The organism is Pseudomonas sp. FW305-70 (genome assembly GCF_058783925.1).
Genome location: NZ_JBYSYZ010000010.1, coordinates 1 through 24798, shown reverse-complemented (window position 1 = coordinate 24798; position 24798 = coordinate 1). Strand labels below are relative to the sequence as shown.

Genomic DNA, 24798 nt, shown 5'->3' with positions numbered 1-24798 from the left:
CACGGATCAGAAAAGCGGGGCGTACAGCAGACCACCGTCCGACCACAGCGAATTCTGGCCACGCTTCATCTGCAAAGGTGTGTTTGCACCCACGTTGCGCTCGAAGATTTCTTTGTAGTTGCCTACCGCGGAGATGACATTGATCACCCAGTCATCCTTGAGACCCAGCCCTGCCCCCACGCCAGGCGTTACACCCAAGAGGCGCCGGATGTCTTCGTTGTTACTGGTGAGCATTTGTTTAACGTTTTCTTTGGTGATGCCCAGTTCTTCTGCAGTAAAGGTTGCGAAGACTGTCCACTTGACGAGGTCCGCAAAGTGCTTGTCATCGCCTCGGACGACGGGCCCCATTGGCGATTTCGAGATCACATCAGGAAGGATGGCGTAGTTTTCAGGGTTGCCCGAGTTGAGCCGGATAACCGCCAACTGCGACACATCGCTGGTGATTACATCGCAGCGGCTTGCGAAAAAGGCCGAGAAAAACTCAGTCCCGCTTTCGATCACCACAGGTTTGAATGTGATCTTCAACTTGTCGAAGAAGTTGCGAACCACATATTCGCTGGTTGTGCCCTGCTGAATGCAGACCGTAGCGCCATCGAGTTCTGCCGCTTTGGTGACGCCCAGTTTTTTGTTGATCAGAAAGCCTTGGCCGTCGAAGAAATTCACCACCGGAAATTGCAGCCCCATCGTGGTATCGCGCGTCAGGGTCCAGGTGCTGTTCCGGGAGAGGACATCCACTTCGCCATTCTGCAGCGCCGTGAAACGTGCCTGATCGGACAGCGGGACAAACTTGACTTTCGGTTTCTCGAAAATCGCCGCGGCAAATGCTTTGCAGAAATCCGCATCGAACCCCTGCCAATCACCCGCGCTGTTGGGCGCACCAAAGCCGACCAGGCCAGGGTGCACACCACAGACAAGCACTCCCCGCTCTCGAATTTTCGACAAGGTATCGGCCTGTACCGGTGCAGAAACTGCCAATGAAAGCCCTAGGGCTGCTGCGGTAGATGCGAAAAGAACTCTTAGACGTGTCATCAGCTTCTCCACTCGGTAGAAAGTATACGATTTCAAGCTATATGACTTTAAGAGCGGCTGTCAAGCCACAAGAATGGCCACACCGGTAATTTGTTTTGAGTTTAGATCTGGTGCGTTGCGAGGTGACTGATCATCGGCGCATGTCGCAATGGCTCAAGCAGCCTATCGGCATTGCGCCGACACCAAACACCGATGATGCCAATCAAAAGTCAGTCTTCCTGGTCGGCTTTCTGATCAACGGATTGTTCTGCAACTGCGATGGCATGCTGGAAACTTTCAAGAAATACAGTTTCTGCATGAGTCATTTTTTGCTCACGGTTCCACAACAAGTGAATGTCTACGTCGGAGACACCGTCCCTGGGTGGCAGGCGCCAGAGCATGCCGTTGTAGAGGTCAACATCGAGCAAGTGTTCCGGTAAACAGCCGATACCAAATCCTGCAATCACCAATCTGCGAATTTCTTCAAAGTTTGATGACGAAGCAACGATCCTGCCGGTGAAGCCCTGCTGGTCTCGAAACACGGTAAGTGGCGAAAGATTGCCGCCAATCTGGTCGCTCGTGAAGCTGACAAAATTTTCTCCCTGCAGCTCAGACAGATCGAGGCCCCGCTTTCCGAAAAAACGGTGCCGCTTTCCGCAGAAGAAGGCGTATCGCTGGCGTATCAGGCAACGCTGTTCCAGCTTGGGTTGAGCAATGCGGCATAAACCGACACCGGCAGTGGCGGTCTTCTGCATTAGCGAACTGAGAATGTCGGAGCTGCGTAGAACCTCAATTTCCAACTCCACGCGCGGATGGTTGAGATGAAAAGTCGCGAGAAAATCATCATAGACCGTTGACTGCACCCGGCTGATCGAGAGCAGACGAACCTTTCCCACCACATCATCCTGCGGGCCTTCGATGGCCGAGCCGATGCGCGATACATTGCCATACATCTCTTCGGCAATTCGCAGCACTTCTTCTCCCGCCTCGGTGAGATCGAAGCGTGGTCCCTTACGCGAAATCAAGGCGCACTCCAACTGCTCTTCCAGGCGCTTGAGCGATTGACTGACGGCCGACTGGGTGATGAACAGCCGCGCCGCGGCTCGGCTGATGCTTCCTTCCTGACCAATAGCCAGATAGGTGCGCAACAAGTTCCAGTCCAGACGATCGTTGAGGAAGCGCCGCCCCCCCCATCTCGCTTGCACCAGCTCTTCATTTGAATTTTTGCTGCTCATCTTGATGTCCATTATTAGCACTGCTTAATCAGTGATTAAGAATTAGCAAATTGCTTAATTATTGAGGCTACGAGATAAAGCACACAAGCGCCAGAGGGACAGAGCGTTACTGTGATCCGATGGATCCTTGTCGGAATAATAATTACAGAAGGGCCTTGCATGCGTACTCACTCGAACCAGCCGCGTCGCGCAGCGGCTGCAGCCTTCATCGGCACGACCATCGAATTCTACGACTTCTACATCTATGCCACCGCGGCGGCCCTGATCCTGGGGCAAGTGTTTTTTCCCAGTTCGGACTCCATGCTGAGTACGCTGGCCGCATTCGGTACTTTTGCGGTGGGCTTTATTGCCAGACCCATGGCCGGCATGGTCTTCGGCCATCTGGGCGACCGTCTTGGACGCAAAAAGATGCTGCTGTTCACCATGCTGCTGATGGGGCTGGCAACCACCGCTATCGGTTTGCTGCCCGGCTACGCCAGTATCGGCCTCTGGGCGCCTGTCGGCTTGATCGCGCTACGCATCATCCAAGGCATTTCGGTGGGTGGTGAATGGGGCGGTGCCGTACTGATGGCCAGCGAACACGCCCCGGCCAAGCGCAAGACCTTCTATGCATCCTTCGCCCAATTGGGCAGCCCGGCAGGTTTGCTGATGGCGTTGATCGCCTTCCGTCTGGTGACCTCGCTTTCACCCGAGCAATTTGCCGAGTGGGGCTGGCGTCTGCCCTTCCTGTTCAGTGGCGTGCTGATGATGATTGGCCTGGCGATTCGTTTTGGTGTGCAAGAGTCTCCAGAGTTCAAGGCAATCGCCGACAAGGGCGAAACTGTCCAGTATCCGGTGCTTGAGGTGATTCGTACCTGTTGGCGGCAGATTCTGTTCGCGGCGGCTGCAGTGACCATAGGCTCGGCCGGATTCTTTTTCACCAACACGTTCATGATCACGTATGTCACGCAGTATCAGGGTATTGCGCGTTCGACGATTCTCGACTGCCTGTTCCTGGTCACGGTGATCCAGTTCATCTCCCAACCCTTCAGCGCACTGCTGGCCGAGCGCATCGGTGAGGGTCGCTTCCTGAAGTTGGCCGCCCTGCTGTCAATGCTGGTCCCCTACCCCATGTTCCTGCTGGTCGGCACTCAAAACATCGTGTTGATGACCCTCGGTATTGCCATGGCGGTGGTTGTTCTGTCTGGACTCTATGCGGTGATCGCCGGTTACATGGCCCAGGCGTTTCCAGCGCATTTGCGCTACTCGGGAATTTCCATCGCGTATCAACTGATCTGCGCCATTGCCGGCGGATCCACGCCCATTATCGGCACCCTGTTGGCCAGTCACTATGCCGGCCAGTGGATGCCACTGGCGATCTTCTTCAGTTTGCTGGCTGCCCTGTCGTTGATCGGCGTCTGTGGCCTGGCACGTCTGCGCGGAGAATCCACCGCCACCGCCCCCCAATTTTCGCTTTAACAAGGAGCCCACATGTACACACCTGACAACATTACCCCCACCGAGTGGAAGGCACGTTGCGAGCTGGCGGCACTGTATCGGCTGGTTGCGTATTTTCGCATGACTGACCTGATCGACACGCATATCACCCTACGCATCCCGGGCCCTGAGCACCACTTTCTGATCAACCGCTACGGCGTGATTTTCGATCGCATGAAAGCCAGCGACCTGGTGCGCATCGACCAGCATGGCCAGGTAGTGGGCGGTGCGAACGAGCGTACCCGGGTCAATGCCGCAGGCTTCGTGATCCATTCGGCGATCCACATGGCGCGCCCGGATCTCAATTGCGTGGTGCATACCCACACTGCGGCCGGTATGGCCGTCGCCGCCCAGGAACAAGGTCTGCTGCCGATCAGTCAGCATGCATTGAAGTTCTACGGCAAGTTGGCGTACCACACCTATGAAGGCATCGCGCTGTCGCTGGCCGAGCGCGAACGACTGATCGCCGACCTGGGGCCACACAAGGCCATGATCCTGCGTAACCATGGCCTGCTGGCAGCCGGAGGCAACGTGGCTGAAGCCTTCCACGAAATTCACTTCCTGGAGCGCGCCTGCCAGGCGCAGGTCGCGGCACTGGCCGGTGGCAGCCAGTTGGTCTACCCCAGCGAAGAGGTCTGCCAACATACCGCAGAACAGTTCGGCCGCGACGAAGCCGAGGAAATCATGGGCCTGAGCTGGAACGCTGCCTTGACCCTGATTGAAGATCAGCGCGAGTCCTATTGCTCATGAACACTATCGTATTGCTGTCACGCGACAGCATCTTGCTCGGCCAGCTGCAGGCGGCCTTTGCCCGCCAGGCACCGGATATCCGGGTGGTGCTGGCCGACGACCCGGCCGCCAGCCAGGCGCAAGTCGCGGCGTGCTGGTTTCCGCCGGCCAACAGCTTGGGCGCGCTGCCCAATTTGCAACTGGTGCATTCGGTCGCCGCGGGCGTCGACCACTTGCACACCGATCCAAGCTGCCCGAACTTGCCCGTGTGCCGAGTGGTCGATCCCGCGCACCGCCAAGGCATGACCGAGTATGTACGCTGGGCAGTGATTCACTATCACCGACGATTCGATCAGGTCTTGCAGCAACAGCCTGACCAGCTCTGGCGGCGCCCGGTACAGATTCAGGCCAAGGACTTCAAGGTCGGTGTGATGGGCCTGGGCTCGCTGGGCGCAGCCATTGCCGAAGACCTGGCCAGTGCCGGCTACAGCGTTCGCGGCTGGGCGCGCAGTGTCAAACACATACCCAACGTGGTGTGCCACAGTGGCGATTTGGCGTTCAGCAGCTTTCTAGAAGGTCTCGATCTGCTGATCAACCTACTGCCGTTGACCTCGGCGACCCGAGGCATTCTCTGCACTGAAACCTTCCAGGCACTGGCGCCGGGGGCAGTGATCGTCAACTGCGGTCGCGGCCAGCACGTGCGCATCGACGATCTACAACAGGCCTTGGGTAGCGGTCAGCTACGCGGCGCTGTGCTGGACGTCTTCGAGCATGAACCCCTGCCGGTCGATGATCGCCTGTGGTGCATGCCCGGGGTGATCGTTACCCCGCACATGGCCTCGGCGGCGTCCCACGACTGCATTGCCAGCCAGATCGCCGAAAACACGCGGCGGCTGGCGCGAGGCGCCCCCCTGAACAACCCGGTCGATACGTCCCTGGGCTATTAAGACACGCGACAAGAGGTGAATGATGAAAGTATCCAAGGTCAACGGTGAGCGCCTGTGGGGCAGCCTGATGGACATGGCCAAAGTTGGCGCCACCGAGCGCGGTGGCAACTGTCGCCTGGCCCTTTCCAGGGAAGACCTGGCCGGTCGCGAGTTGTTCATGGGCTGGTGCCGTGAGGCTGGCCTGAGTATCGGGTTCGACGCCATTGGCAACCTTTTCGCCCGCCGTGAAGGCCAGGACAACAGCCTGCCGCCGATCGTCATGGGCAGCCATTTGGACACCCAGCCAAAAGGTGGCCGCTTCGATGGTATCTACGGCGTGCTGAGCGGACTGGAAGTGGTGCGTTGCCTGAATGAACAAGGCATCGAAACCCGCCAGCCCATCGAAATCGCCGTGTGGACCAACGAGGAAGGTGCGCGCTTTACTCCGGCCATGTTCGGCTCGGCGGTGTTCACTGGTATTCTGCCGTTGCAAACGGCATTGGATGCCCGTGATGCCAATGGTATCAGCGTCGCTGAGGCCCTGACCGATATAGGCCAGAGTGGTGAACTTCCTCTGCAGCGTGCCTTCGATTCTTACTTCGAAGCCCATATCGAACAAGGCCCAATCCTGGAAGACAACGGCCTGCCGGTGGGTGTCGTCACTGGCGGCCAGGCAATCTGCTGGCTGGATGTGCAGGTTGGCGGTATCAGTGCCCACGCCGGCACCACACCCATGCCGTTGCGCAAGGATGCCCTGTTCGGCGTCGCGGAAATGGCCAGCGTGCTGGAATCCATCGCTAGAGACTTCGCGCCCAAGGGGCTGGTCACAGTGGGTCAGCTGGAGATAGCCAAGTCATCGCGCAATACCATCCCTGGCCGGATCAACTTTACTGTGGACCTGCGTCACCACGAAGACCAGCAGATTGCCGCAATGGAGCAAGCCGTATACGAGCGCTTGCAAATTGTTGCCGACAAGCGCGGTTTGAGTCTGGCGATCAGTCGTCACTGGCTCAGCCCGGCAACACCTTTCGATGCCGATTGCGTTGCCGCTGTGCGTTCGGCGGTCCAGCTGCTGGGTTACCCCCATCAAGACATCGTCAGCGGTGCCGGGCATGACGCCATCCACCTCGCCGGACATTGCCCGACCACGATGGTCTTCATTCCCTGTGTCGGTGGCCTGAGCCACAACGAAGCCGAAGACGCCTTGCCTGACGATGTCCGCATGGGCTGCGACGTGCTGCTCAATGCGGTACTGCAGCGAGCTCAGCACCTGAGCGACTGATGATGCAAGTAACACCGAACCTCTGAGGTCGCGTCATCCACACGACCTCGGAGGCAGGGCCCGCTTGCGCCTGAAAAACAATAAAACCGATCTCGAGCTACAGCACCACCGTTACTCACACTGCCAACCAATAAATCAATCCACTGAGCCCGACGCTCAACTTGGAGAAAAAAGGCATGAACAGCTCCGCGTGCATCCAGACCGCTACCCCGACGGTCGAACCCAGCGTCAACATGAAAAAAGTCGCCGTCGCCAGTGTCATTGGCACCACGGTGGAATGGTACGACCTGTTTGTTTTCGCCACCGCTTCGGCCCTGGTGTTCAACAAGATTTTCTTCCCGGCGTTCGATGCCTTGATCGGCACCCTCCTGGCGTTCGGCACCTTTGCTTCGGCTTATGGTGCACGCATCGTCGGGGCTGCCTTGTTCGGCCACTATGGCGACAAGCTTGGGCGCAAATCGATGCTGCTGATTTCGCTATTGACCATGGGCGCGGCAACCTTTGCCATCGGTCTGTTACCGGATTACGCCAGCATTGGCATCTGGGCACCGATCCTGCTGTTGACCCTGCGGATCATTCAAGGCCTGGCCCTGGGCGGTGAATGGGGTGGTGCGGTGTTGATGGCCGTCGAGCATGCCCCCGCCAATCAGCGTGGCTTGTATGGCTCATGGGTACAGATCGGCGTGCCGGCCGGTACCATGATTGCCAACCTGGCCTTCCTCGCGATCGCCTGGCTGCTGCCCGCTGAAGACATGCTTGCCTGGGGCTGGCGCATCCCGTTCCTGGCCAGCGCACTGCTGATTGCCGTGGGCCTGTACATCCGCCTCAACATCACCGAGACACCTGCGTTCCACAAGGCTCAAACCAGCGAGCCGCAAATCAAGCTGCCGCTGGCCGAAGTCTTCAGCAAATACTGGAAGCAAGTCCTGCTCGGCGGCGTGGCAACCATGTCGACCGGCGCATCGTTCAACATCATTGTCGCCTTCGGCCTGACCTATGGAACCCAGACCCTGGGCTTCAGCCGCACCATCATGCTCAGCGTGGTACTGGCCTCCTGTGCGCTGTGCATCGTGCTCTTGCCTGCCTTCGGCGCATTGTCTGACCGTTTCGGTCGCAAGCCAGTGATCATCGCCGGCATCGTCGGTGAAGCGCTGGTCGCCTTCCCGATGTTCTGGCTGATGGATACTCGCGAGCTGCCGCTGGTGTTTCTCGGCTATGGCCTGTTGATGACCGCGTTCGCCGCCAACTACGGGCCCATCGCAACCTTCCTCGCCGAACTGTTCGGCACCCGTGTGCGTTACTCCGGCCTATCGGTGGCTTACATGCTTTCCGGGCTGCTGGGCAGCGCGGCCACGCCTATCGTGACCACAGCCCTGCTGGCGATGACCGGCAAAGGCTCGTCAGTGGCCTGGTACCTGATCGGCTCTGCGGTCATCTCCCTGATTGCCCTGTTGCTGCTGACCGAAACCTTCAAGCGCGACTTGAGCGCTGGGCGGGCTGAATAGCACCAAGTGACCCACAACAAAAATAAATCCACCTGCACTTGATCCTGCTGCCATTCACGCACCCTCTGGATTCGTACACCATGGAAAAAACCCTGCACCTTTTTGGCATGAGCGCCGGCGCTTGCCTTTTGACCCTGAGCCAGGTCGCTTCAGCTGATTTCATTAGCGACAGCAAGGCCACACTGGGCCTGCGTAACTTCTACTTCAACAACGACTACCGCGACCGGCCCGGCAGTGCCGGTCAGAGCAAGACCGAGGAATGGGCGCAGGGGCTCATGCTCAATTACACCTCCGGTTTCACCGACGGCACCCTCGGGTTCGGCGTCGATGCGCTGGGGCTGGTGGGGCTGACACTGGACAGCGGCCAAGGCCGCCATCGCGGCAGCTCGATGATCCCGACTGATGGTGATGGCGCTGCCGATGAATGGAGCCGCCTGGGCTTGACCGCAAAAGCCCGTTTGAACAAGGCCGAAATACGTTATGGCACGCTGACACCCAAGCTGCCGATCCTGATAGCGAACGACGGTCGCCTGTTGCCACAGACCTTTGAAGGCGGCCAGATCACCAGCAACGATCTCGACAAGCTGACCTTGACCGCCGGCCGTCTGGAGCACGCTACCGGGCGTGGCTCCAGTGATAGCACCGGGTTGGCGGTCAGCGGTGGGAGTCAGGAGAGCAACGAGTTTCTCTTCGCCGGTGCCGATTACAAAGTCACCAAAGATCTGACCGCCCAGTATTACCTGGCCAATCTCGAGGATTACTACATCCAGCATTTTTTCGGCCTGCAGCATGTATTGGCAGTGGGCGAAGGCCAGTCGTTGAAGACCGACCTACGCTACTTCGATACATCTTCCGACGGTGCCAACAGCTCAGCCAGCGGACGGGCTGAAGGTTACCGGGTCGGCGGCTATAGCCGAAACGGTGCCGGTGAAATCGACAACCGCACCTGGAGCGCCCTCTTCACCTACAGCCTTGGTGGCCACGCGTTGACCGGCGGTTACCAGAGCGTTTCCGACGGCAGCAACTTCGTCCAGCTCAACCAGGGCTCCCTGGTGGACAAAGGGGCCGGTGGCGCAAGCCTGTATCTGTTCACCGACCGCATGCTCACCAGCTTCAACCGGGCCGGCGAACGTACCTGGTTCGGCCAATACGCCTATGACTTCGTCGCCTCGAGCGTACCGGGTCTTCGCGCGTCGATGGTTTATCTCAAAGGCAGCCAGATCAAGACCACTTCTGGTAGCGATCAGCAGGAATGGGAGCGTGACCTGGCCCTGGATTACGTTATCCAGGACGGCACGTTCGCAGGTCTGGGTTTCGGTTGGCGCTATGGCGTTCTGCACTCCGAAGCCGACGCCAATCAGGACCAGAACCGCTTGTTCGTGAGCTACACCCTGGCATTGTTCTGATGCCACCGGCTCGCCGCCCATGCCGGGTCGGCGGGCCCCTATTCTCAGCGAGGTTCATTCATGAAGCGTATCCAGGCAGCACCCGGCACAATCGGCCCGGTCGGTCCTTACTCCCAGGCAGTGGTCAGCGGCCATCTGGTGTTCACTGCCGGTCAAATACCCGCCACAGGCGGACTGGACCAGCAACCCGAAGGCTTCGAAGAGCAAGTGCGCCAGACCTTGCGCAACCTTGAAGCCATTTTGATCGCGGCAGGCTCGGACTTCGATCACGTGATCAAGGTTAACGGCTATCTCACCGATCCTGCTCAACTGGAACCCTTCAACCGGGTCTATACCGAGGTGCTCGGCCATGCGCCGCCGGCACGCACCACCGTCTGCGTGGCACTCTGGGGGGTGGCACTGGAAATAGATTGCGTGGCCGAACTCATTGATTGCGCGCCGCAGAGGTAAGCCATGAACGCCACTACTCAATTGCTTGAAAAACTCCATCAGGTCAGCTTCGCCACCCTCGGGCATTTGCTCGAAGACGGCTTTGTCAGCACCGAGATTCGCTCCATGCTGAGCGCCGTCAAAGTGGTAGGTCGTGCCGTGACGCTGAGCGTGATCGATGCCGATGCCATTGCCGTCAACCGAGCCTTGGCAAGCCTTCAAGACGGCGACGTGCTGGTGATTGACATGAACGGTGATCGACGTCACGCCTGCGTCGGTACAGTCACCGCCTGTGCGGCTCGAGCGCGAGGCGCCAGAGCCATCGTGGTCGATGGCCTGGTGACCGATATTCTTGAACTGCGCGAAGCCGGACTGCCCGTTTTTGCCCGTGGCACCAACCTGCTGACCACCAAGCTGCACGGCAACGCGGAGAGCCAGTTGAATGTGCCGGTGCAGTGCGGCGGGGTTCAGGTGCACCCGGGTGATCTGGTACTCGGCGACGATAACGGTTTACTGATTCTTGGTAGTCAGGCACTCGCCGCAGTCATCGACCAGGCACTGGCCAGTGATCGTGCAGAACCCGGTCTGCTGGATCGCCTTGAAGCCGGAGAGTCAATAGCATCCGTACTGCGTGTTCAGTGATTGGTTGCTTGTAATGTAGCCGACGATTCTGGTGCCGCGAGTCAACATGGAGTGGGCACCTGGATCGGTCAGTGAGACCTGTTTATCCAGCGATTTGGTTCTCCGGCCCGGCTGCTAGTTCTGTGTAACGTAGAAGCAGCGTACGACGGCAAAGGAGCGACGCGTATCTTCACGAACAAATTGACACCCCCCCCCCTGAACGATTTAGCCAATCTGTTGCGTCGACCGGTTCAACGATAACGAGGCCATCATCCTATAGGTCTCGATTTCAAGCAGGCGGCGTATCATCCGCCCCTGACGGTAGGCGTTCAGGCGCCGGTTGACGAACAACATGTGGTTGTTGCTATCCTCGCTCAGGCGACAATCACTCCAGACCATTGCATCGCCACCACCTACGCAAGAACCGCTCGGATCCTTGAAGCCATAACGGGACAGATCCAGGCCGGCTTCACCACGCACTACGATCTGCACAGAGTTGATCCGCGCCGGCAAATTCACTTCAACCTTTGACGCCAGCACCTCGGGCAGCGTTGTCCAGGACAAGTCATCACAAGATGAAGTGACCACCAGCGTCAGGGTGAAAAACTCGGCATGGCGCTCCCACTTCAGTGCATGGCCATCGAGTTGGATAATGCCTTGGGCGGCATTCAGGTCCAGGGCGCCAGGGCAGCATTGTTCAAGGAATGCATTGCACGCCTGATCGCTGCCGAGGAAGGCCAGATGAAACACATGGGCCGGCTCATCGAAATACAGTGACGGGCGCGCGTGTACCGATGCCGTTGCCGTTGCCGGCGCTGTCACTCACAAGCTCCGGTTCAGCTATGCAGATGAAATCTGCTCGGGATAGTAGCGCCGTGCTTGTTCGACCGAGATGTATTGTTTTTTACATCATCCTGGATAGCCTCCAGGCTCCGCGCTTTTGCCGGCTCCCAACCACCGCCGCTGGCAGTGACCAGACGCAGTAAATCGCCTTTTTCAAGCCCCACACGATTGGCTCGACTGATGCGCTCGGTTGGCCACTGTGCGCGAATGACCTTAAGCATCAACGTCGCGAACACGCTCCAAGGCCTCGACAGCTGCGCAAGCTAAAGACCATCATCACCACCTGACAAGGGTGGGGATGATGGTCGCCTCGTTGAGGTTACTTTCGAGGAGACAGGTGGATACCAGCGATCATGCAGCGAACAGAGCCTCCGGCCATTTCAATGGTCGGAACGTCCAACGGCACCAATCTGGCCGACCGCTCGATACGTTGACGCTGCTCTGCCGAGAGGCTGTTGAGGGCTCTGCGCGAGAGGGCCAGGATTCGACCGTCTCGACCAGAGAGCTCGATTGCGTTGCCGGCAAACTCGTTGATCTGCTGGTTGGTCAGATCGATGACATCTCGACCTGACTCCATCAAACGCATTCGAACCTCTTCAGCACGAGCCTTTTTCGTGAAGGTGCCGAAACCCACCAGGGCGAATTCAGTCGCGACACACATCAAGACGTTGGTGTGATAGATCGGCGCCCCTTTCTCGTCCGCCGTGTCGAACACCATGGGCTCGAAGTTGAAGTGGGTGCTGAACCGCTCCAGGGCAATCGGATCGGCTCGGTTCGAGCGAGCCGTGTACGCCACCCTGGACATATGATCGAACACCATGGCTCCGGTGCCCTCAAGGAACAGCTCATCCTGTTCCAGGCCTGAGTAGTCGATCACGTCCTGAACCCGGTACTCCTGCTTGAGCATCTCGATGACATCGGCACGCCTCTCCCGACGGCGGTTCGGGGAGTACATCGAGTAGATCGCGATGTGACCACCTGGGTGGGTCGAGAACCAGTTGTTCGGGAAGACGGAGTCCGGGGTGTTTTTCTCGCCCAAGTCATCAAAGAGATGAACCCGCACACCCTCAGCTTCCAGCCGCTCTGCGGCCTGAGTGACCTCATCACGCGCAACCTCGGAAAGGGTTTGAGCGGCGATGTCAGGATTTGAGCTTTGGAACGAGTTATCTGCAGCCGTTTCCGGATTAGGAGTAAAGGCGTGCGGCCTGACCATCACCACAGCCGCAGGCGCTTGAATCGAACGCGTTGGAAATGCCATCAAGAAATACCGATATAGGAGACTGATCGTAGAGTTATGCAACGCGTCGGATGCGTTTTTTGGCGGCGCGGCCACGGGTGTGGCTGAACAGGTCTTTCGGGTCGTCCTCTACCCATGGAACGAGATCAATCTTCGTACCCATCCCACGTTTTTCAGCCTGTTGAAGCACGTAACGCAGAACCGAATAGTCTTCGAGAGCGAAGCCCACGGAGTCGAACACCGTGACCTGTTCTGCGCTCTGACGGCCTTCCTGATCCCCCGTGAGCACACGCCACAGGTCGACGACGGGCGAGTCAGCTTCAAGCTGCTGGATATCGCCTTCAATGCGGGTCTGCGGCTCGTACTCCACAAAGACCCTGGACTGGCGAAGGACGTCGGCATGGAGCTCGGTTTTACCCGGGCAGTCACCGCCAACGGCGTTCAGGTGCATCCCCGGCTCGAGCATCTCAGGCGTGATGATGGTCGCGTAGGCCTTATCTGCGGTGACGGTGGTGATGATGTCCGCACCCCGTACCGCCTCGGCAACACTCTGCGCACGGGTGATTTTAAGCTCGGGGTACTCCTGGAGATTCCTGATCAGCTTCGCAGTCGCGAGCGGATCGGTGTCGTATGCAACGATCTCCTGGATACCCAGGTGCTTGTGGAAGGCCAGTGCCTGGAACTCACTTTGAGCACCGTTGCCGATCAGCGCCATCTTTCGAGCGTCTGGACGGGCAAGTGCTTTGGCGGCCATCAGCGAGGTAGCGGCGGTACGCAAAGCCGTCGCAATCGTCAGCTCAGAAAGCAGCACGGGGTAGCCCGTGTTGACATCAGCCAGCACCCCGAATGCCATCACGGTATGAAGGTCTTTGAAGGTGTTGGAGGGATGGCCGTTTACATACTTGAACGCATATTGGCTGTGATCCGCCACGGGCATTAACTCAATCACCCCGACATCTGAATGGCTTGCCACGCGGGCAGACTTGTCGAACTCCGGCCAGCGCTTGAAGTCTTCGCGAATAACCTCGGAAAGCTCACCCAAGAACTGAACTACGCCAATGTCATGAACCAGGTCAGACATCGTGGGGACGTCGATGAAATGCGTCATTGCTAAGCACCTAAATAAGTGCGCCCGCCTTGAAGTAGTGCTTAGCGGGCGCCAAGTAAGAGTTCTTGCCACCTCCAAGATTCTGATGAAAGGCTGATACAAAATGAAGCGTACAGGTTGCCATATTTTGCAGTTTTCTAGACACTTTGCTCACTAAAAATAGCAATCTGGATAGCGTGCGTATGATGGACAACATTGATCGGGAGCTCATCGCTCTACTGCGGGACAATGCCCGCACCCCTGTTATGACGTTGGCCAAGAAGCTGAGGGTCGCTCGGGCCACTGTGCAGAATCGCCTCACCAAGCTCGAAGAGAGCGGCGTCATCATGGGCTACACGATCCGCCTTCAGTCCGATGCGATAGAGCGAGGGGTCAGGGCAATCACCAGTATTGCTATCAGTGGCCATCATGCCGCCGAGGTCAAACACGCACTACGTGGGCATCCCGCCGTAGTCGCCATCCATACCACCAACGGCCGATGGGACCTGATGGCAGAGCTTCGGGCCGAAACACTTGAGGCCTTTGACAAGGCGCTCAACACCATTCGCTCCATTCAGTACATCGACAACACTGAAACCAGCATCCTGCTGTCGACCTTCAAGATGTAGTCCGAATTGGGCCACTCGTACCTTGATTTGCGCGACTTATCAAAATGCAACAAAGGTTATGCAAAGTGATAAGTCAGACCTTCGCGCATAACATTTTGTAGCGTTCCGGTTGACAACTATGGCTGGCAAAATGGGCACTTCTAGGCGACCGGGGCAGGATCCAACAACGGCAACAAGCACACCGCGTCTCTAGAGTTCAATCACCTGACAGTTTGGTCAGGCCCTTGCGCTGGAATTTGCTTTTCTCGTCTGCGTATTAACCAAACCCTCCGTTTTATGAGGTGCAACATTACTTATGCCCACATAAATCACCTTCCATAAGGAAGGAGGTAGAGGTTTTCTCAGAAAAAAAAATAAGAGGTCAGTTATGCATCAAACCTGCAACTCGCAAGACGCGACTCACGGCGACGGACGAACACTTAAAAGGCGGCTGGAAAATCGTCATATTCAGCTGATTGCCATCAGCGGCGCCATCGGCACGGGTCTCTTCATGGGATCAGGGAAGATGATTGCGCTCTCCGGATCCTCAATCATCCTGGTCTACGCGATCATTGGGTTCTTCGTCTTTTGCATCATGCGGGCGATGGGAGAAATGCTTCTCGCCAACCTTGAAATGGGCTCTTTTGCAGAGCTTGTCCACCATTACCTCGGGCCACGCGCAGGATTCATACTGGCCTGGTCGTACTGGCTCAGTTGGGTGGTAGTCGCCGTCGGTGACGTGGTGGTAGTCGCAGGGTTCCTTCAATACTGGTATCCGAACCTACCCACATGGATTCCAGCGTTCAGCACCATGTTCCTGCTCCTGGTACTCAACATGCTGGCCGTGAAGGCTTTCGGTGAGGTGGAGTTCTGGTTCGGCCTGATCAAAATCATCGCCATCGTCGCCCTGGTCGTCACCGGGCTGGTGATGGTGGCCACGTCCTACACGTCCCCTGCCGGGGTAACCGCGTCCTTTAGCCACCTGGTAGCGCCCGGCGTCGTGATGCCGCATGGCATCTTGGGTTTCCTTGCTGGTTTCCAGATCGCCATCTTCTCGTTCGTTGGCACAGAGCTTCTCGGCACCGCCGCAGCTGAAGCCCACAATCCGGAGAAAACGCTGCCCAAGGCCATCAACACCATCCCTCTGCGCATCCTGCTGTTCTACGTCACTGCGCTTGCATGCATCATCAGCGTGATCTCCTGGGCCAACGTGCCCGCAAACCGCAGCCCCTTCGTCGAGCTGTTCCTGCTGGGCGGCCTGCCGGCTGCCGCTGGGATGATCAACTTCGTAGTGATGACGTCGGCGGCCTCCTCGGCCAACAGCGGCGTGTACTCGGGCTCCCGCATGCTCTACGGCCTGTCTCACAACAAGCAGGCACCGCAGGCCTTCGGACGCCTATCGGGCTCCGGCACACCGGCCCGCGCACTGGTGTTCTCGGGCCTTTGCATGGCGATCGCGCTGACGCTGCTATTCGCCATCCCGGACATCATGGTGATCTTCACCCTGGTTTCGACGATTTCGGCTGTCATGGTTATCGTCACCTGGTCGTTGATTCTGCTGTCGTACTTCGCCTACCGCCGCAGCAACCCCGAAGCCCACGTGCGCTCAACCTTCAAGCTCCCTGGTGGCAAGTTCACGGCAGGGATTTCCCTGGCGTTCCTGATGTTCGTCCTGTGCCTTCTTGCACTGGAACCGGATACCCGCACCGCCCTGTACGTGATGCCCATCTGGTACATCGGCTTGCTGCTTGCCTATCGCTACAACGCGAAAGCAACTGTGTACCCGATAGCCACCATAGCCTCTTGAGATATTGAGAAAGGAAGATGCGAGTGAGCTCATCGACGTCAGGCATCAAGCTCGACCCTGCAACCAGAAAGAGGATCAAGCAGGCCGCTGCAGTTCTGGATCGAACACCGCATTGGTTCATGAAGAAGGCAGTGCTGTATTGGCTACACCGGATCGAGGACGGCTCAAGCGCATCAGACCTGCTGAACGAGGTGGACATCGACGCTGATAACAGCCACCTCAGTCAACAGAAACTGTTGAACGTTGACCAGCCAATGAAAAAGACCGTGGAATAGGCACCTCGTAAATGACCAGCGACGACCAGGATCAGCAAGCCCCAAATCAATCTTGCGGACCGACCATCAAGGATTAAGACAATTTGCTCAATGGAGATGGGGGTTAGGTTTCTTGAACGAGTCATTTAACCCTCCAATCTCTATGCGAGTCACATTTAGCTCCCCAGAGCCTTGGACTCCCTCAGTGACCACACATTCGTTTAGATGCCGGAACTGAACGGCCGGATTGGGTTAGCTGCCGTTCACAGCGCACAGCTGAGTGAAGCGGCGATTGGCCTTCTCGCATATGAGTCGTTCCTACGCGGTAGCATATGAACGGTAAGCGTTCGGCCAAGTCACCCTCTTGATATCAGCGTTGGGGCTCCAATCGACCATCAGTGATATCCACGGCCTCGTCGGAGAACTCTCAGGTCAGCTTCTCAATCAATTTTTCAACAATCTCTCGGTCGGCTTTCTCGCGCCAATCGGGGTCTTCCATATCGAATTTAAAACGGACGCCAATGATGTCCGCGGGGATTCCCACAAACTTGGTGTCGCCTACCTTCAGGGATTGGACATTGACGCCGCAGGTTTTCGGGATCTTGGCTTACGCTTGGGCGCGGGAGCCTGACGTAGTTGCGTCAGTTGCTGCTCCAGCGTTTCGGAGCGAGCCTGCTGTGCTGCAGCACGTTGCTGGGTCTGACTGAGCTCGTTTTGAGTCGACTCCAACCGTCGTTGCATCTGCTCGACATGCCGCCCGGACTCCTTGAATTAGGCCGTCACGGCTTTGCCCTCCTCCCGGGCGCGGTCGACCTCGCGGTGCGCACGATCCTCCACGCCGCGGACGTAGCTCTCCTGCACCACGCGTTCCTGCTCGGCCTTGAGCCGCAGCGCCTGCAGCTCCTGCTGTAACGTCTGATGCTGCCGCTGGACTTCACGGCGCTCGAGCAGCAAATCTTCACGCTGCTGCAGCAGGTCCTCGATCTGCGTCTGGCGCTGAGTCAGCAATAGTTCCAGGTCGGCCAGGCGCAACTCGACCGCCTGGCGCCCGGTCACCGCCTCCGCCGCCTGCTGGCGAAACTGCGCCGCATCCTGACGCGCCTGGTCTTCGACGGCCGCCACCCGCTCGCGTTCGGCATCCAGCACCAGACGTTGCTCATCCATAGCCTGTTCGACTACGCCTTGCGCCAGATGGATGGCTTGCTGCCACACCGCGACAAAGGCCTGCGACACCTCGGGCGGCAAGGCCTTGCCGGCCGACTGGCGACACTGACCGGCGGGGGTGGCAAGGGCCCGGTCTTGCTGCACAACTGCATGGTGACCAACGTCCCCGGCCCCAACACTGAACTCTACCTGCTCGGGGCGAAGCTTGTGCACTGGGGCGGCATGGGCCCGCTGGCCGATGGCATGTCACTGATCTGGAACCCGACCAGCTACTGCGGGAAGATGTTCATCTCGTTGACCAGCTCGCCGAACATCGTTTCCGATCCGGACTTTCTCGCGCGCTGCCTGCTGGACTCCTACGAAGAAATGAGTGAGGCGGCCAGGCAGATGCCCCCACCGATCCCGGCGAGCAAAGTGGTGAGCAAGCGTCGCAAACAGGGGGCAGGCAAGCCAGGGCAAGTCCGGACTGCAGCCTCCAGGGAGACAAACAACGAGCACTGAGCCCCTCCCCCCCCCCTGCGTTGGGGGGGGCCGCAAAACCCCGGCTGCATTATTTTCAACACATGACAATCCGTTGCGCCCTTCACGTTCGCGAACAGGTGAGCCTATGAAAATAATAATAATGCTGTGTGTCATTGCATCGCTGACCGCGATGCTGGTAACCATCACCCCGATCAAGGAAGTCTGGTTGCAATCGCATTATCTGCCCGACGATCCGTGCAAATCCCATCCATACACCTGCTTCCGGCCTGCGGTGAGTTTCGCCTCGCTGCACTGACCCGCTCTCAGCCGCGACCGACGCCGGACCGGGCGCGAAACTGGGCCGGCGTGGTTCCGTGGGCCGTCTTGAAGGCGGCTGTCAGGTGGCTTTGTGAACTGAACCCGCACGCCAGCGCTACATGCAGGATGGGCAGGTCGGTTTGCATGAGCAGTTCTCGCGCGTGCTCGAGCCGCAGGTTCATCACATACCGGTGAGGTGCGATGCCCATGGCATTGTCGAACAGCCGGCGAAAATGCGCCGGGCTGACCCCGGCCCGGGTCGCCAGCTGGTTGATCGACAAGTCTTCGGCCAGGTGTTCGCGCATGTAAGCCACCACCGATTGCAGACGCGCCAGTTGAATATGCGGCGGGTTGATCGAACCCGGGGTCTGCAGGCGCAGCGCACGGCACACCTGTTCGAGCATCACCGCCGCCAGCCGCGCCATGAACCCCTGGTCGGCCTGTTTTCCCATATTCAGCTCATCGAGCAGCTGCCGGGCCGCCGCACTGACCAGTGCGTCGCTGAAGGCCAGCGGTGCCTGGGTCCTGGCACAGCACTCCAGCAACTGGCCAAACACACCGTCACTGCGCTCGGGAATGTAGAACACCGCGAAGTCCACGCTGCCCGAGTAGCGCCAATGGGTTGCGCAGTGGGCCGGCATCAGCATCGACATGCTGGGCAAGGTGCTCAGACGCGACGTCTCGTCCGTGCCCTCTTCCACCCGCGAACCACCGAATTGAGTGAGCAGGGTCATGATCCCCACCGGGGGCATGTCGAGGTCTGTCTCGTGCAGAAAATAGCGCTCGGCATACAGCGGCATCTGGTTGCACACCAGGCCACCGACCATGGGCAGTCCCAACACTTCATGGACTTTCTGTTGCGGCGTCACCGGCGCTCCCTGATGAGCAGATTTTGACAAATATGCCCCCTTTTCCAGTGAGTTGTCGATCCCGGGAAGAACCATCATGGCGTCCATGTTCCAGCCCCCACGCGGTCGATTGCGTGGGTTCGTTCCTTCCCCGGATGAGCAAGCGCCAATGATCACATTACATGACACCTTGCAGTTACCCGCCGTTGGCCTGACGGGTTTTGAAACGCCATTGAGCGAAGAAGAAGCGGCCATCCAGCAATCGGTGCATCAGTTCGCCAGGAACGTGCTGCGCCCGGTCGGCCAGGCCCTCGACAAGATGCAAGCGGCCGATGTCTGCGCACCCGGCTCGCCTTTCTGGTCGGTGTTCGCCCAAGCGGCACAGCTGGGTCTGGACCCGGAACTGCTGACGCAGTTTCCCGCCGAAACCGCCGTGCGCCTGGAGTCGCTGATTGGCGAGGAAATGGGCTGGGGCGATGCCGGCCTGGCCGTTTCCCTGGCGGTCGCCGGTTTCCCGCTGCGCATGGCAAAGGCCGTGGGCAATCAGGAGCTGGTGGAACTGTGCCAGGGCAAGATCGGCTGCTGGATGATCACTCATCCGGACAAGGGCAGCGACATCATGGTCTATGACATGAAGCGCGAATGGCCCCAGGGTCAGTCCGGCAACAAGGGCACCCTCACGGCCAGAGTCGGCAAGGACGAGATCGTCCTCAACGGCCAGTGCTCGGCCTGGGTCTCCAACGGGGCCGTGGCGCAGGTGGCGCTCGCCTACATCACCGCCGACTATGGCGACGGCTTTTTCGACGCCGACGGCCGCCCCAACGGCGTCGCCGTGATCGTGCCCCTGGACCTGCCCGGCGTATCGCGCGGCAAGCCGCTGGACAAGATCGGCCAACGCTCGCTGCCCCAGGGTGAAGTCTATTTCGACAACGTGAAAATACCGGCGCGCTTCGCCATCGCCGGCAAGGATCAATACTACGGCAACCAATCCTCGGCCTGGTCCTACGCCGGCACGCACATGTCCCAGGTGTTCACCGGGGTAGCGCGCGGGGCGTTCGAAATGGCCTTGCAGTACTGCCATGAACGCAAACAAGGCGGTCAGTTGCTGATCGACCATCAGCTCACGCGCTATCGACTGGGCGACATGCTGCGTCAGGTCGAACTGGCACGCGCGGTGGCCCGACGTTCCCTGGCGTTCGCCCGCCTGTCGCCGCAGAGCCATCCCTACGCCACGGCGTCGGCCAAGGTGACCGTCACCGAAGCCTGCATGAAGGTCGCCCATGAAGCGCTGCAGCTGTTCGGCGGTGCCGGTACTTCCCGTGAATACCCGATCGAGAAGATCTTCCGCGATGCCCGCGCCGCCCTGATCGAAGACGGCGAGAACGCCATCATCACCCTGCGTGTTGGCCTGTTGTGCCAGCAGCTCTATGCCGAAGGTTGGTCGCAGTACTGACCCCGGCCCTGCTCCTCCCCCCAAAAACAAGCTTCTAAAAACAAGAGAGATACGAAAATGGCTAAATATCCCGTCGTCGTTTATGGCGCCAGCGGCTACACCGGCATGCTCACCATGGACTGGCTGATCGACCAGAACATCCCCTTCACCGCCGTGGCACGCAATGCCGGACGCGTGCACGAGATGATGGCCCAGCGCGTGGTGCGCCTGGAATCAGCCACCTATGAAGTGATCGAAGCCGAACACACGGTCGAGGCGCTGACCGAGGCGTTCCGTGGCGCCAAGGTGGTCTGCAACACCGTCGGCCCGTTCGTCAAATTCGGCCTGACCACGGTCGAGGCCGCGCTCAAAGCCGGCTGCCATCATCTGGATACCACCGGTGAGCAGAGCTACATGCGCGAAGTGCGGGAGAAGTTCGGCCATCTCTATGCCCAGGCCGGCCTGCTGGTCTCGCCATCGTTGTCCTACATGTTCACCTACGCGGAAATCGCCGCCGAACTGGCCCTGGAAACGCCGGGCATCGACGCCCTGGAAACCTCGACCCTGTGCCGTGGCCCGCGCGGCGTCGGTGCCGGTGTGACCGTGGGCTCGACCGCCTCGATCTTCGAGATGTACCGCGCCGAACAATGCTACCTGTGGGAGAAGAAACTGGTCCCGCATGCCGTCGGCACCTCCTTCAGCATTCCTTCGCCTGACTTCCTGCAGCCGGTCTTTGCCCTGCCATGGGGCGGCACCTCATTGCCGGTGTATTTCGAGAACGACCCGCGCGTGCGCTCCTGTGTCTCCTGCGTCGGCTTCTACGACAACGACGTGATGAAAATGGTGCATGGCCTGGGCCAGAAGTGGGACGCCGAATACAAACACCTGCCGACAGAGCATCAGGATGAAGTGCTCAAGCAGATCGTGCAGTCGACCACGCCGAGCATGCCGCCGCGCGAGCGCACCACCACCGTGCGCATGGTCGACACCGCCATCGGCCGCGGCCAGCTGTCGGCCGTGCGTGCCACCGTGCATGGCACCACCGCCTACATCGCCACCGGGGCCTTGCAGGTTGCCGCCGCGATCAAGCTGATCGATGGCGAAACCTCCAGGGTCGGCTTTGCTTCCGGCTCCAAGGCATTCGGGCATCGCTACCTGCTGGGCTTCCTGCAAGAGCGTGGCCTGGCACGGGCCACGGTCACCCAGCTCTGATCGACGGCACGGGAGTCCTTCATGGCCATCATTGATTTCTACGACCGCGGTTGGGGTTTGAACCCGGACGGTATCGCCTATATCCAGGGCGCGCGGTCCTACACCTTCGAGGAAGTCGGTGCGTTGTCCTGTCGCATCGCCAACACCCTGCTGGCCCTGGGCTTGCCCAAGGAAACCAAGGGCGCGGTGTGGTCGGCCAACGACGTCACCGCCTGGGCCTGCACCCTGGGCCTGTGGCGCGCCAACATGACCTGGATACCGGTCAATGCGCGCAACTCGGCGCAAGAGAACCACTACATCCTCGATGCCTTCGATTGCGAGGTGATGTTCTACCAGGACGAGTTCGCCGCGATCATCGACGACCTGCGTCCGTCGCTGCCGAAGATCCGGCACTGGGTCTGCATCGATGCCGAAGGTCGCGATGCGCCGTCGCTGCAACGCTGGAGCGCGCAGCAGCCCTCGACCCGTCCTGAAGTCGGCTACGACATGGACGACGTGATCATGCTCTCGCCCACGGGCGGTACCACCGGCATGCCCAAGGGGGTGATGAATACGCACCGCAGTACGCAGACCTTCATCGCCCACTTCATGCTGGCCTGCGCCTACCGCAATGGCGAGACGCCGGTGAACCTGGCCGCCGCGCCCATGACCCACACGGCAGGTCTGCTGGCCGTGCCGTGCACCGCCCAGGGCGGCACGGTAGTCGTGGTGACCAGGCCCGACCCGGCGGTGATGCTCGGCGCGATCATGCAGCACAAGGTCACCGAGTTCTTCCTGCCGCCGACGGTGATCTACAAGCTGCTGGAAATGCCCGGCATCGAGACGCTCGACCTGTCCTCGGTCAAGTACCTGATGTACGGCGCGGCCCCGATGTCGGTGCAGAAACTGAAAAAGGCCATCGAGGTGTTCGGCCCGATCATGGCCGGCGGTTACGGCCAGACCGAAGCCCCAGCCAGCATCGCCTTCCTGCGCCCCGACGAGCACCTGGTCGACGGCCAGCTGGCCAGCGACGAGCGCCTGTCATCGGTTGGCCGTCCCTACCCGCTGATCCGCGTGGAGGTCATGGACGATGACCAGCGGATCCTGCCACGCGGTGCCACCGGCGAGATCTGCGTGCGCGGCGACCTGGTCATGAAGGGCTACTACAAGCAGCCGGACAAGACCGCCGAAACCCTCATCGACGGCTGGCTGCACACCGGCGACATCGGCCACATCGACGCCGAAGGCTACCTGCACCTGACCGACCGCAAGAAGGACATGATCATTTCCGGCGGCTTCAACGTGTACCCCAGCGAAGTCGAGCAAGTGCTGTGGAGCCATCCGGCGGTACAGGACTGCGCGGTGATCGGTGTACCGGACGAGAAATGGGGCGAAGCGGTCAAGGCCGTGGTCGAGCTCAACCCCGGCCTGAGCGTCAGCGCCCAGGCACTGATCGATTTGTGCAAGGAACGGCTGGGGCACGTCATGGCGCCCAAGTCGGTCGATTTCGTCGACAGCCTGCCGCGCAGCCCGGTGGGCAAGGTGTTGAAGAAAGACCTGCGCCAGCCCTATTGGCAAAACCTGGATCGAAACATCTGACGCCTGTAACCGGCCCTGGCCTGCATCGGCGACTGCGTTCGGTGCAGGGCCCGGGCCTCCAGCTTGCTTCCCTGACTCATCACAAGGAATTTTCATGAGCACCGTCTATATCGCCGGCATCGCCATGACCGTCTTCGGCCGACACCTCGAACGCAGCCTCGATGACCTGGCGCGCGAAGCGCTCAATGGCGCATTGCAGGATGCCGGGTGCCGCACCGAAGACCTGGGCATCGCCTTTTATGCCGGCATGACCAATGGCCCGCTGCAAGGCCAGATCGCCATCCCCGGCCAGGTGGTACTGAGCAAGGTCGGCATCGAAGGCATTCCCATCTACAACATCGAAAACGCCTGCGCCTCGGGCAGTGCCGCCTTCAACCTGGCCGTGCAGAGCCTCAAGGCCGGCACCACCGACGTGGCGCTGGCGATCGGTGCCGAGAAGATGAACATCGCCGACAAGCTCAAGGCCCTCTCGATTTTCGAGGCCGGCTGGGATATTTCCCGCGCCGAACAGAACTACCAGACCCTGGTGCAAATGGGCGAAGGGGTCGAAGTGCCCGAAGGCAGCGAGTCGGACAAACCCTACAGCAAGTTCATGGCCATCTACGCTGCGATGTGCCGGCACCACATGAGTACCTATGGCACCACGCAACGGCAGATTGCCGCGGTGTCGGCGAAGAACCATACCCACTCGGTGCACAACCCTTACTCGCAGTTCCGTCGGCCTTTCAGCATCGAAGAGATCCTGGCGGCGCCGCCCATCACCTATCCGATCACCCTGCCGATGTGCGCCCCTCTGTCCGACGGCGCTGCCGCCGCCATTCTGTGCACCGAGGAAGGCCTCAAGCGCATTGGCGCCGACAAGACCCGTTGCATCAAGGTCGCGGCCAGCGTGATCCGCAGTTTCAGCAACCGCCGCCTCGATCAGCCCGAGCTCCACGTCGGGCGCCTGGCCGCCAAAATGGCCTATGAACAGGCCGGCCTCGGCCCCCGCGACATGCACGTGGCCGAAGTGCACGACGCCTCGGCCATGGGCGAAATCATCCAGGTGGAGAACCTTGGCTTCGTCGCCCCCGGTGAAGGCGGCCCGGCCGCCGAACGTGGCGAGTTCACTCTGGGCGGTCGCGTTCCGGTCAACACCTCCGGCGGTCTCGAATCCAAGGGACATCCGCTGGGCGCCACCGGTATCGGCCAGCTCTATGAACTGGTGACCCAGTTACGCGGCGAAGCCGGCAAGCGCCAGGTCGAAGGCGCGCGGCATGCCATACAGGAAAACGGCGGCGGCCTGCAGGGCGTCGAAGAAGCGGCGGTGGCGATTCACATCCTGAGCAAGT

Annotated in this window: 22 protein-coding genes and 2 pseudogenes; 17 read left to right on the top strand and 7 right to left on the bottom strand. The window is 59.6% G+C overall.

The window, feature by feature from the left end; genetic code table 11:
* Window positions 1-6: 6 nt before the first annotated feature.
* Window positions 7-1029 carry an amino acid ABC transporter substrate-binding protein gene (locus tag AC3WN7_RS10090; protein ID WP_102674106.1) on the bottom strand — a complete coding sequence of 341 codons (1023 nt, stop codon included), beginning with the start codon at window positions 1027-1029 and terminating at the stop codon, window positions 7-9.
* Window positions 1030-1238: 209 nt separating this feature from the next.
* Window positions 1239-2243, bottom strand: a complete 1005-nt coding sequence (locus tag AC3WN7_RS10085; protein WP_102674117.1) for a LysR family transcriptional regulator — start codon at window positions 2241-2243, stop codon at window positions 1239-1241.
* A 159-nt stretch (window positions 2244-2402) separates the two neighbouring features.
* Between AC3WN7_RS10085 and AC3WN7_RS10080 the strand changes: the two genes are divergently transcribed.
* From AC3WN7_RS10080 to AC3WN7_RS10045, 8 genes are all read left to right on the top strand, one after another.
* Window positions 2403-3701, top strand: a complete 1299-nt coding sequence (locus tag AC3WN7_RS10080) for an MFS transporter (RefSeq protein WP_102674107.1) — start codon at window positions 2403-2405, stop codon at window positions 3699-3701.
* Between the two features lie 12 nt (window positions 3702-3713).
* The gene (locus tag AC3WN7_RS10075; protein ID WP_095966166.1) at window positions 3714-4469 is read left to right on the top strand and encodes a class II aldolase/adducin family protein; all 756 of its coding nucleotides are present in this window, start codon (window positions 3714-3716) and stop codon (window positions 4467-4469) included.
* Window positions 4466-5395, top strand: coding sequence for a 2-hydroxyacid dehydrogenase (locus tag AC3WN7_RS10070; protein WP_095966167.1), 930 nt, complete (start codon window positions 4466-4468; stop codon window positions 5393-5395). The genes AC3WN7_RS10075 and AC3WN7_RS10070 overlap by 4 nt, the downstream gene beginning before the upstream one ends.
* Window positions 5396-5417: 22 nt before the next feature.
* Entirely contained in the window at window positions 5418-6656 is a 1239-nt protein-coding gene (locus tag AC3WN7_RS10065; protein WP_102674108.1) for a Zn-dependent hydrolase, read from the top strand.
* Window positions 6657-6832: 176 nt separating this feature from the next.
* A complete protein-coding gene (locus AC3WN7_RS10060; RefSeq protein ID WP_095966169.1) occupies window positions 6833-8161 on the top strand; it encodes an MFS transporter in 1329 nt (442 codons plus the stop codon).
* 80 nt (window positions 8162-8241) lie between these two features.
* A complete protein-coding gene (locus AC3WN7_RS10055) occupies window positions 8242-9567 on the top strand; it encodes an OprD family porin (RefSeq protein WP_102674109.1) in 1326 nt (441 codons plus the stop codon).
* 60 nt (window positions 9568-9627) lie between these two features.
* The gene (locus tag AC3WN7_RS10050; protein ID WP_007991063.1) at window positions 9628-10017 is read left to right on the top strand and encodes a RidA family protein; all 390 of its coding nucleotides are present in this window, start codon (window positions 9628-9630) and stop codon (window positions 10015-10017) included.
* A 3-nt stretch (window positions 10018-10020) separates the two neighbouring features.
* The gene (locus AC3WN7_RS10045) at window positions 10021-10638 is read left to right on the top strand and encodes an RraA family protein (RefSeq protein ID WP_095966172.1); all 618 of its coding nucleotides are present in this window, start codon (window positions 10021-10023) and stop codon (window positions 10636-10638) included.
* A 231-nt stretch (window positions 10639-10869) separates the two neighbouring features.
* Here the strand turns inward: AC3WN7_RS10045 and AC3WN7_RS10040 are convergent.
* The 3 genes and pseudogenes from AC3WN7_RS10040 to ocd all read right to left on the bottom strand — a co-directional run.
* Window positions 10870-11439, bottom strand: a pseudogene (locus AC3WN7_RS10040) (DUF3422 family protein); the annotation flags it as partial.
* A gap of 340 nt (window positions 11440-11779) precedes the next feature.
* Window positions 11780-12718: a citrulline utilization hydrolase CtlX gene (ctlX, locus tag AC3WN7_RS10035; protein ID WP_173862072.1), complete on the bottom strand. Its 939-nt coding sequence runs from the start codon at window positions 12716-12718 to the stop codon at window positions 11780-11782.
* 34 nt (window positions 12719-12752) lie between these two features.
* On the bottom strand, window positions 12753-13805 hold the full coding sequence (gene ocd, locus AC3WN7_RS10030; RefSeq protein ID WP_095966174.1) for an ornithine cyclodeaminase: 1053 nt from the start codon (window positions 13803-13805) through the stop codon (window positions 12753-12755).
* 185 nt (window positions 13806-13990) lie between these two features.
* On the opposite strand from ocd, the gene AC3WN7_RS10025 reads away from it, so the two are divergent.
* The 3 genes from AC3WN7_RS10025 to AC3WN7_RS10015 all read left to right on the top strand — a co-directional run bounded on the left by AC3WN7_RS10025 (window position 13991) and on the right by AC3WN7_RS10015 (window position 16474).
* Window positions 13991-14413 carry an Lrp/AsnC family transcriptional regulator gene (locus tag AC3WN7_RS10025; RefSeq protein WP_095966223.1) on the top strand — a complete coding sequence of 141 codons (423 nt, stop codon included), beginning with the start codon at window positions 13991-13993 and terminating at the stop codon, window positions 14411-14413.
* A gap of 367 nt (window positions 14414-14780) precedes the next feature.
* Entirely contained in the window at window positions 14781-16199 is a 1419-nt protein-coding gene (locus AC3WN7_RS10020; RefSeq protein ID WP_095966175.1) for an amino acid permease, read from the top strand.
* Window positions 16200-16222: 23 nt separating this feature from the next.
* The gene (locus tag AC3WN7_RS10015) at window positions 16223-16474 is read left to right on the top strand and encodes a transcriptional regulator (protein ID WP_095966224.1); all 252 of its coding nucleotides are present in this window, start codon (window positions 16223-16225) and stop codon (window positions 16472-16474) included.
* 543 nt (window positions 16475-17017) lie between these two features.
* On the opposite strand, the pseudogene AC3WN7_RS10010 reads toward AC3WN7_RS10015, so the two are convergent.
* Window positions 17018-17701: pseudogene (locus tag AC3WN7_RS10010) on the bottom strand (DNA-binding protein); the annotation flags it as partial.
* Here AC3WN7_RS10010 and AC3WN7_RS10005 point away from each other — a divergent pair.
* Both AC3WN7_RS10005 and AC3WN7_RS10000 read left to right on the top strand, forming a co-directional pair.
* Complete coding sequence (locus tag AC3WN7_RS10005) at window positions 17645-18118, top strand: WS/DGAT domain-containing protein (RefSeq protein ID WP_492575267.1); 474 nt, start codon at window positions 17645-17647, stop codon at window positions 18116-18118. The pseudogene AC3WN7_RS10010 and the gene AC3WN7_RS10005 overlap by 57 nt on opposite strands.
* 106 nt (window positions 18119-18224) lie before the next feature.
* The gene (locus AC3WN7_RS10000) at window positions 18225-18395 is read left to right on the top strand and encodes a hypothetical protein (protein WP_158247834.1); all 171 of its coding nucleotides are present in this window, start codon (window positions 18225-18227) and stop codon (window positions 18393-18395) included.
* 7 nt (window positions 18396-18402) lie between these two features.
* Here the strand turns inward: AC3WN7_RS10000 and AC3WN7_RS09995 are convergent, their stop codons facing one another.
* On the bottom strand, window positions 18403-19266 hold the full coding sequence (locus AC3WN7_RS09995; protein WP_102674111.1) for a helix-turn-helix domain-containing protein: 864 nt from the start codon (window positions 19264-19266) through the stop codon (window positions 18403-18405).
* Window positions 19267-19414: 148 nt separating this feature from the next.
* Here AC3WN7_RS09995 and AC3WN7_RS09990 point away from each other — a divergent pair, with 148 nt between their 5' ends.
* The 4 genes from AC3WN7_RS09990 to AC3WN7_RS09975 all read left to right on the top strand — a co-directional run.
* Window positions 19415-20698 (top strand): acyl-CoA dehydrogenase family protein, encoded by a 1284-nt coding sequence (locus tag AC3WN7_RS09990; protein ID WP_102674112.1) that lies wholly within the window; start codon window positions 19415-19417, stop codon window positions 20696-20698.
* Between the two features lie 57 nt (window positions 20699-20755).
* Window positions 20756-21889, top strand: coding sequence for a saccharopine dehydrogenase family protein (locus AC3WN7_RS09985; RefSeq protein WP_102674113.1), 1134 nt, complete (start codon window positions 20756-20758; stop codon window positions 21887-21889).
* A 21-nt stretch (window positions 21890-21910) separates the two neighbouring features.
* Window positions 21911-23467: an AMP-binding protein gene (locus AC3WN7_RS09980; RefSeq protein ID WP_102674114.1), complete on the top strand. Its 1557-nt coding sequence runs from the start codon at window positions 21911-21913 to the stop codon at window positions 23465-23467.
* 94 nt (window positions 23468-23561) lie between these two features.
* Window positions 23562-24798 (top strand): thiolase family protein (locus AC3WN7_RS09975; protein WP_102674115.1); only part of this gene is annotated, 1237 nt, incomplete at its 3' end.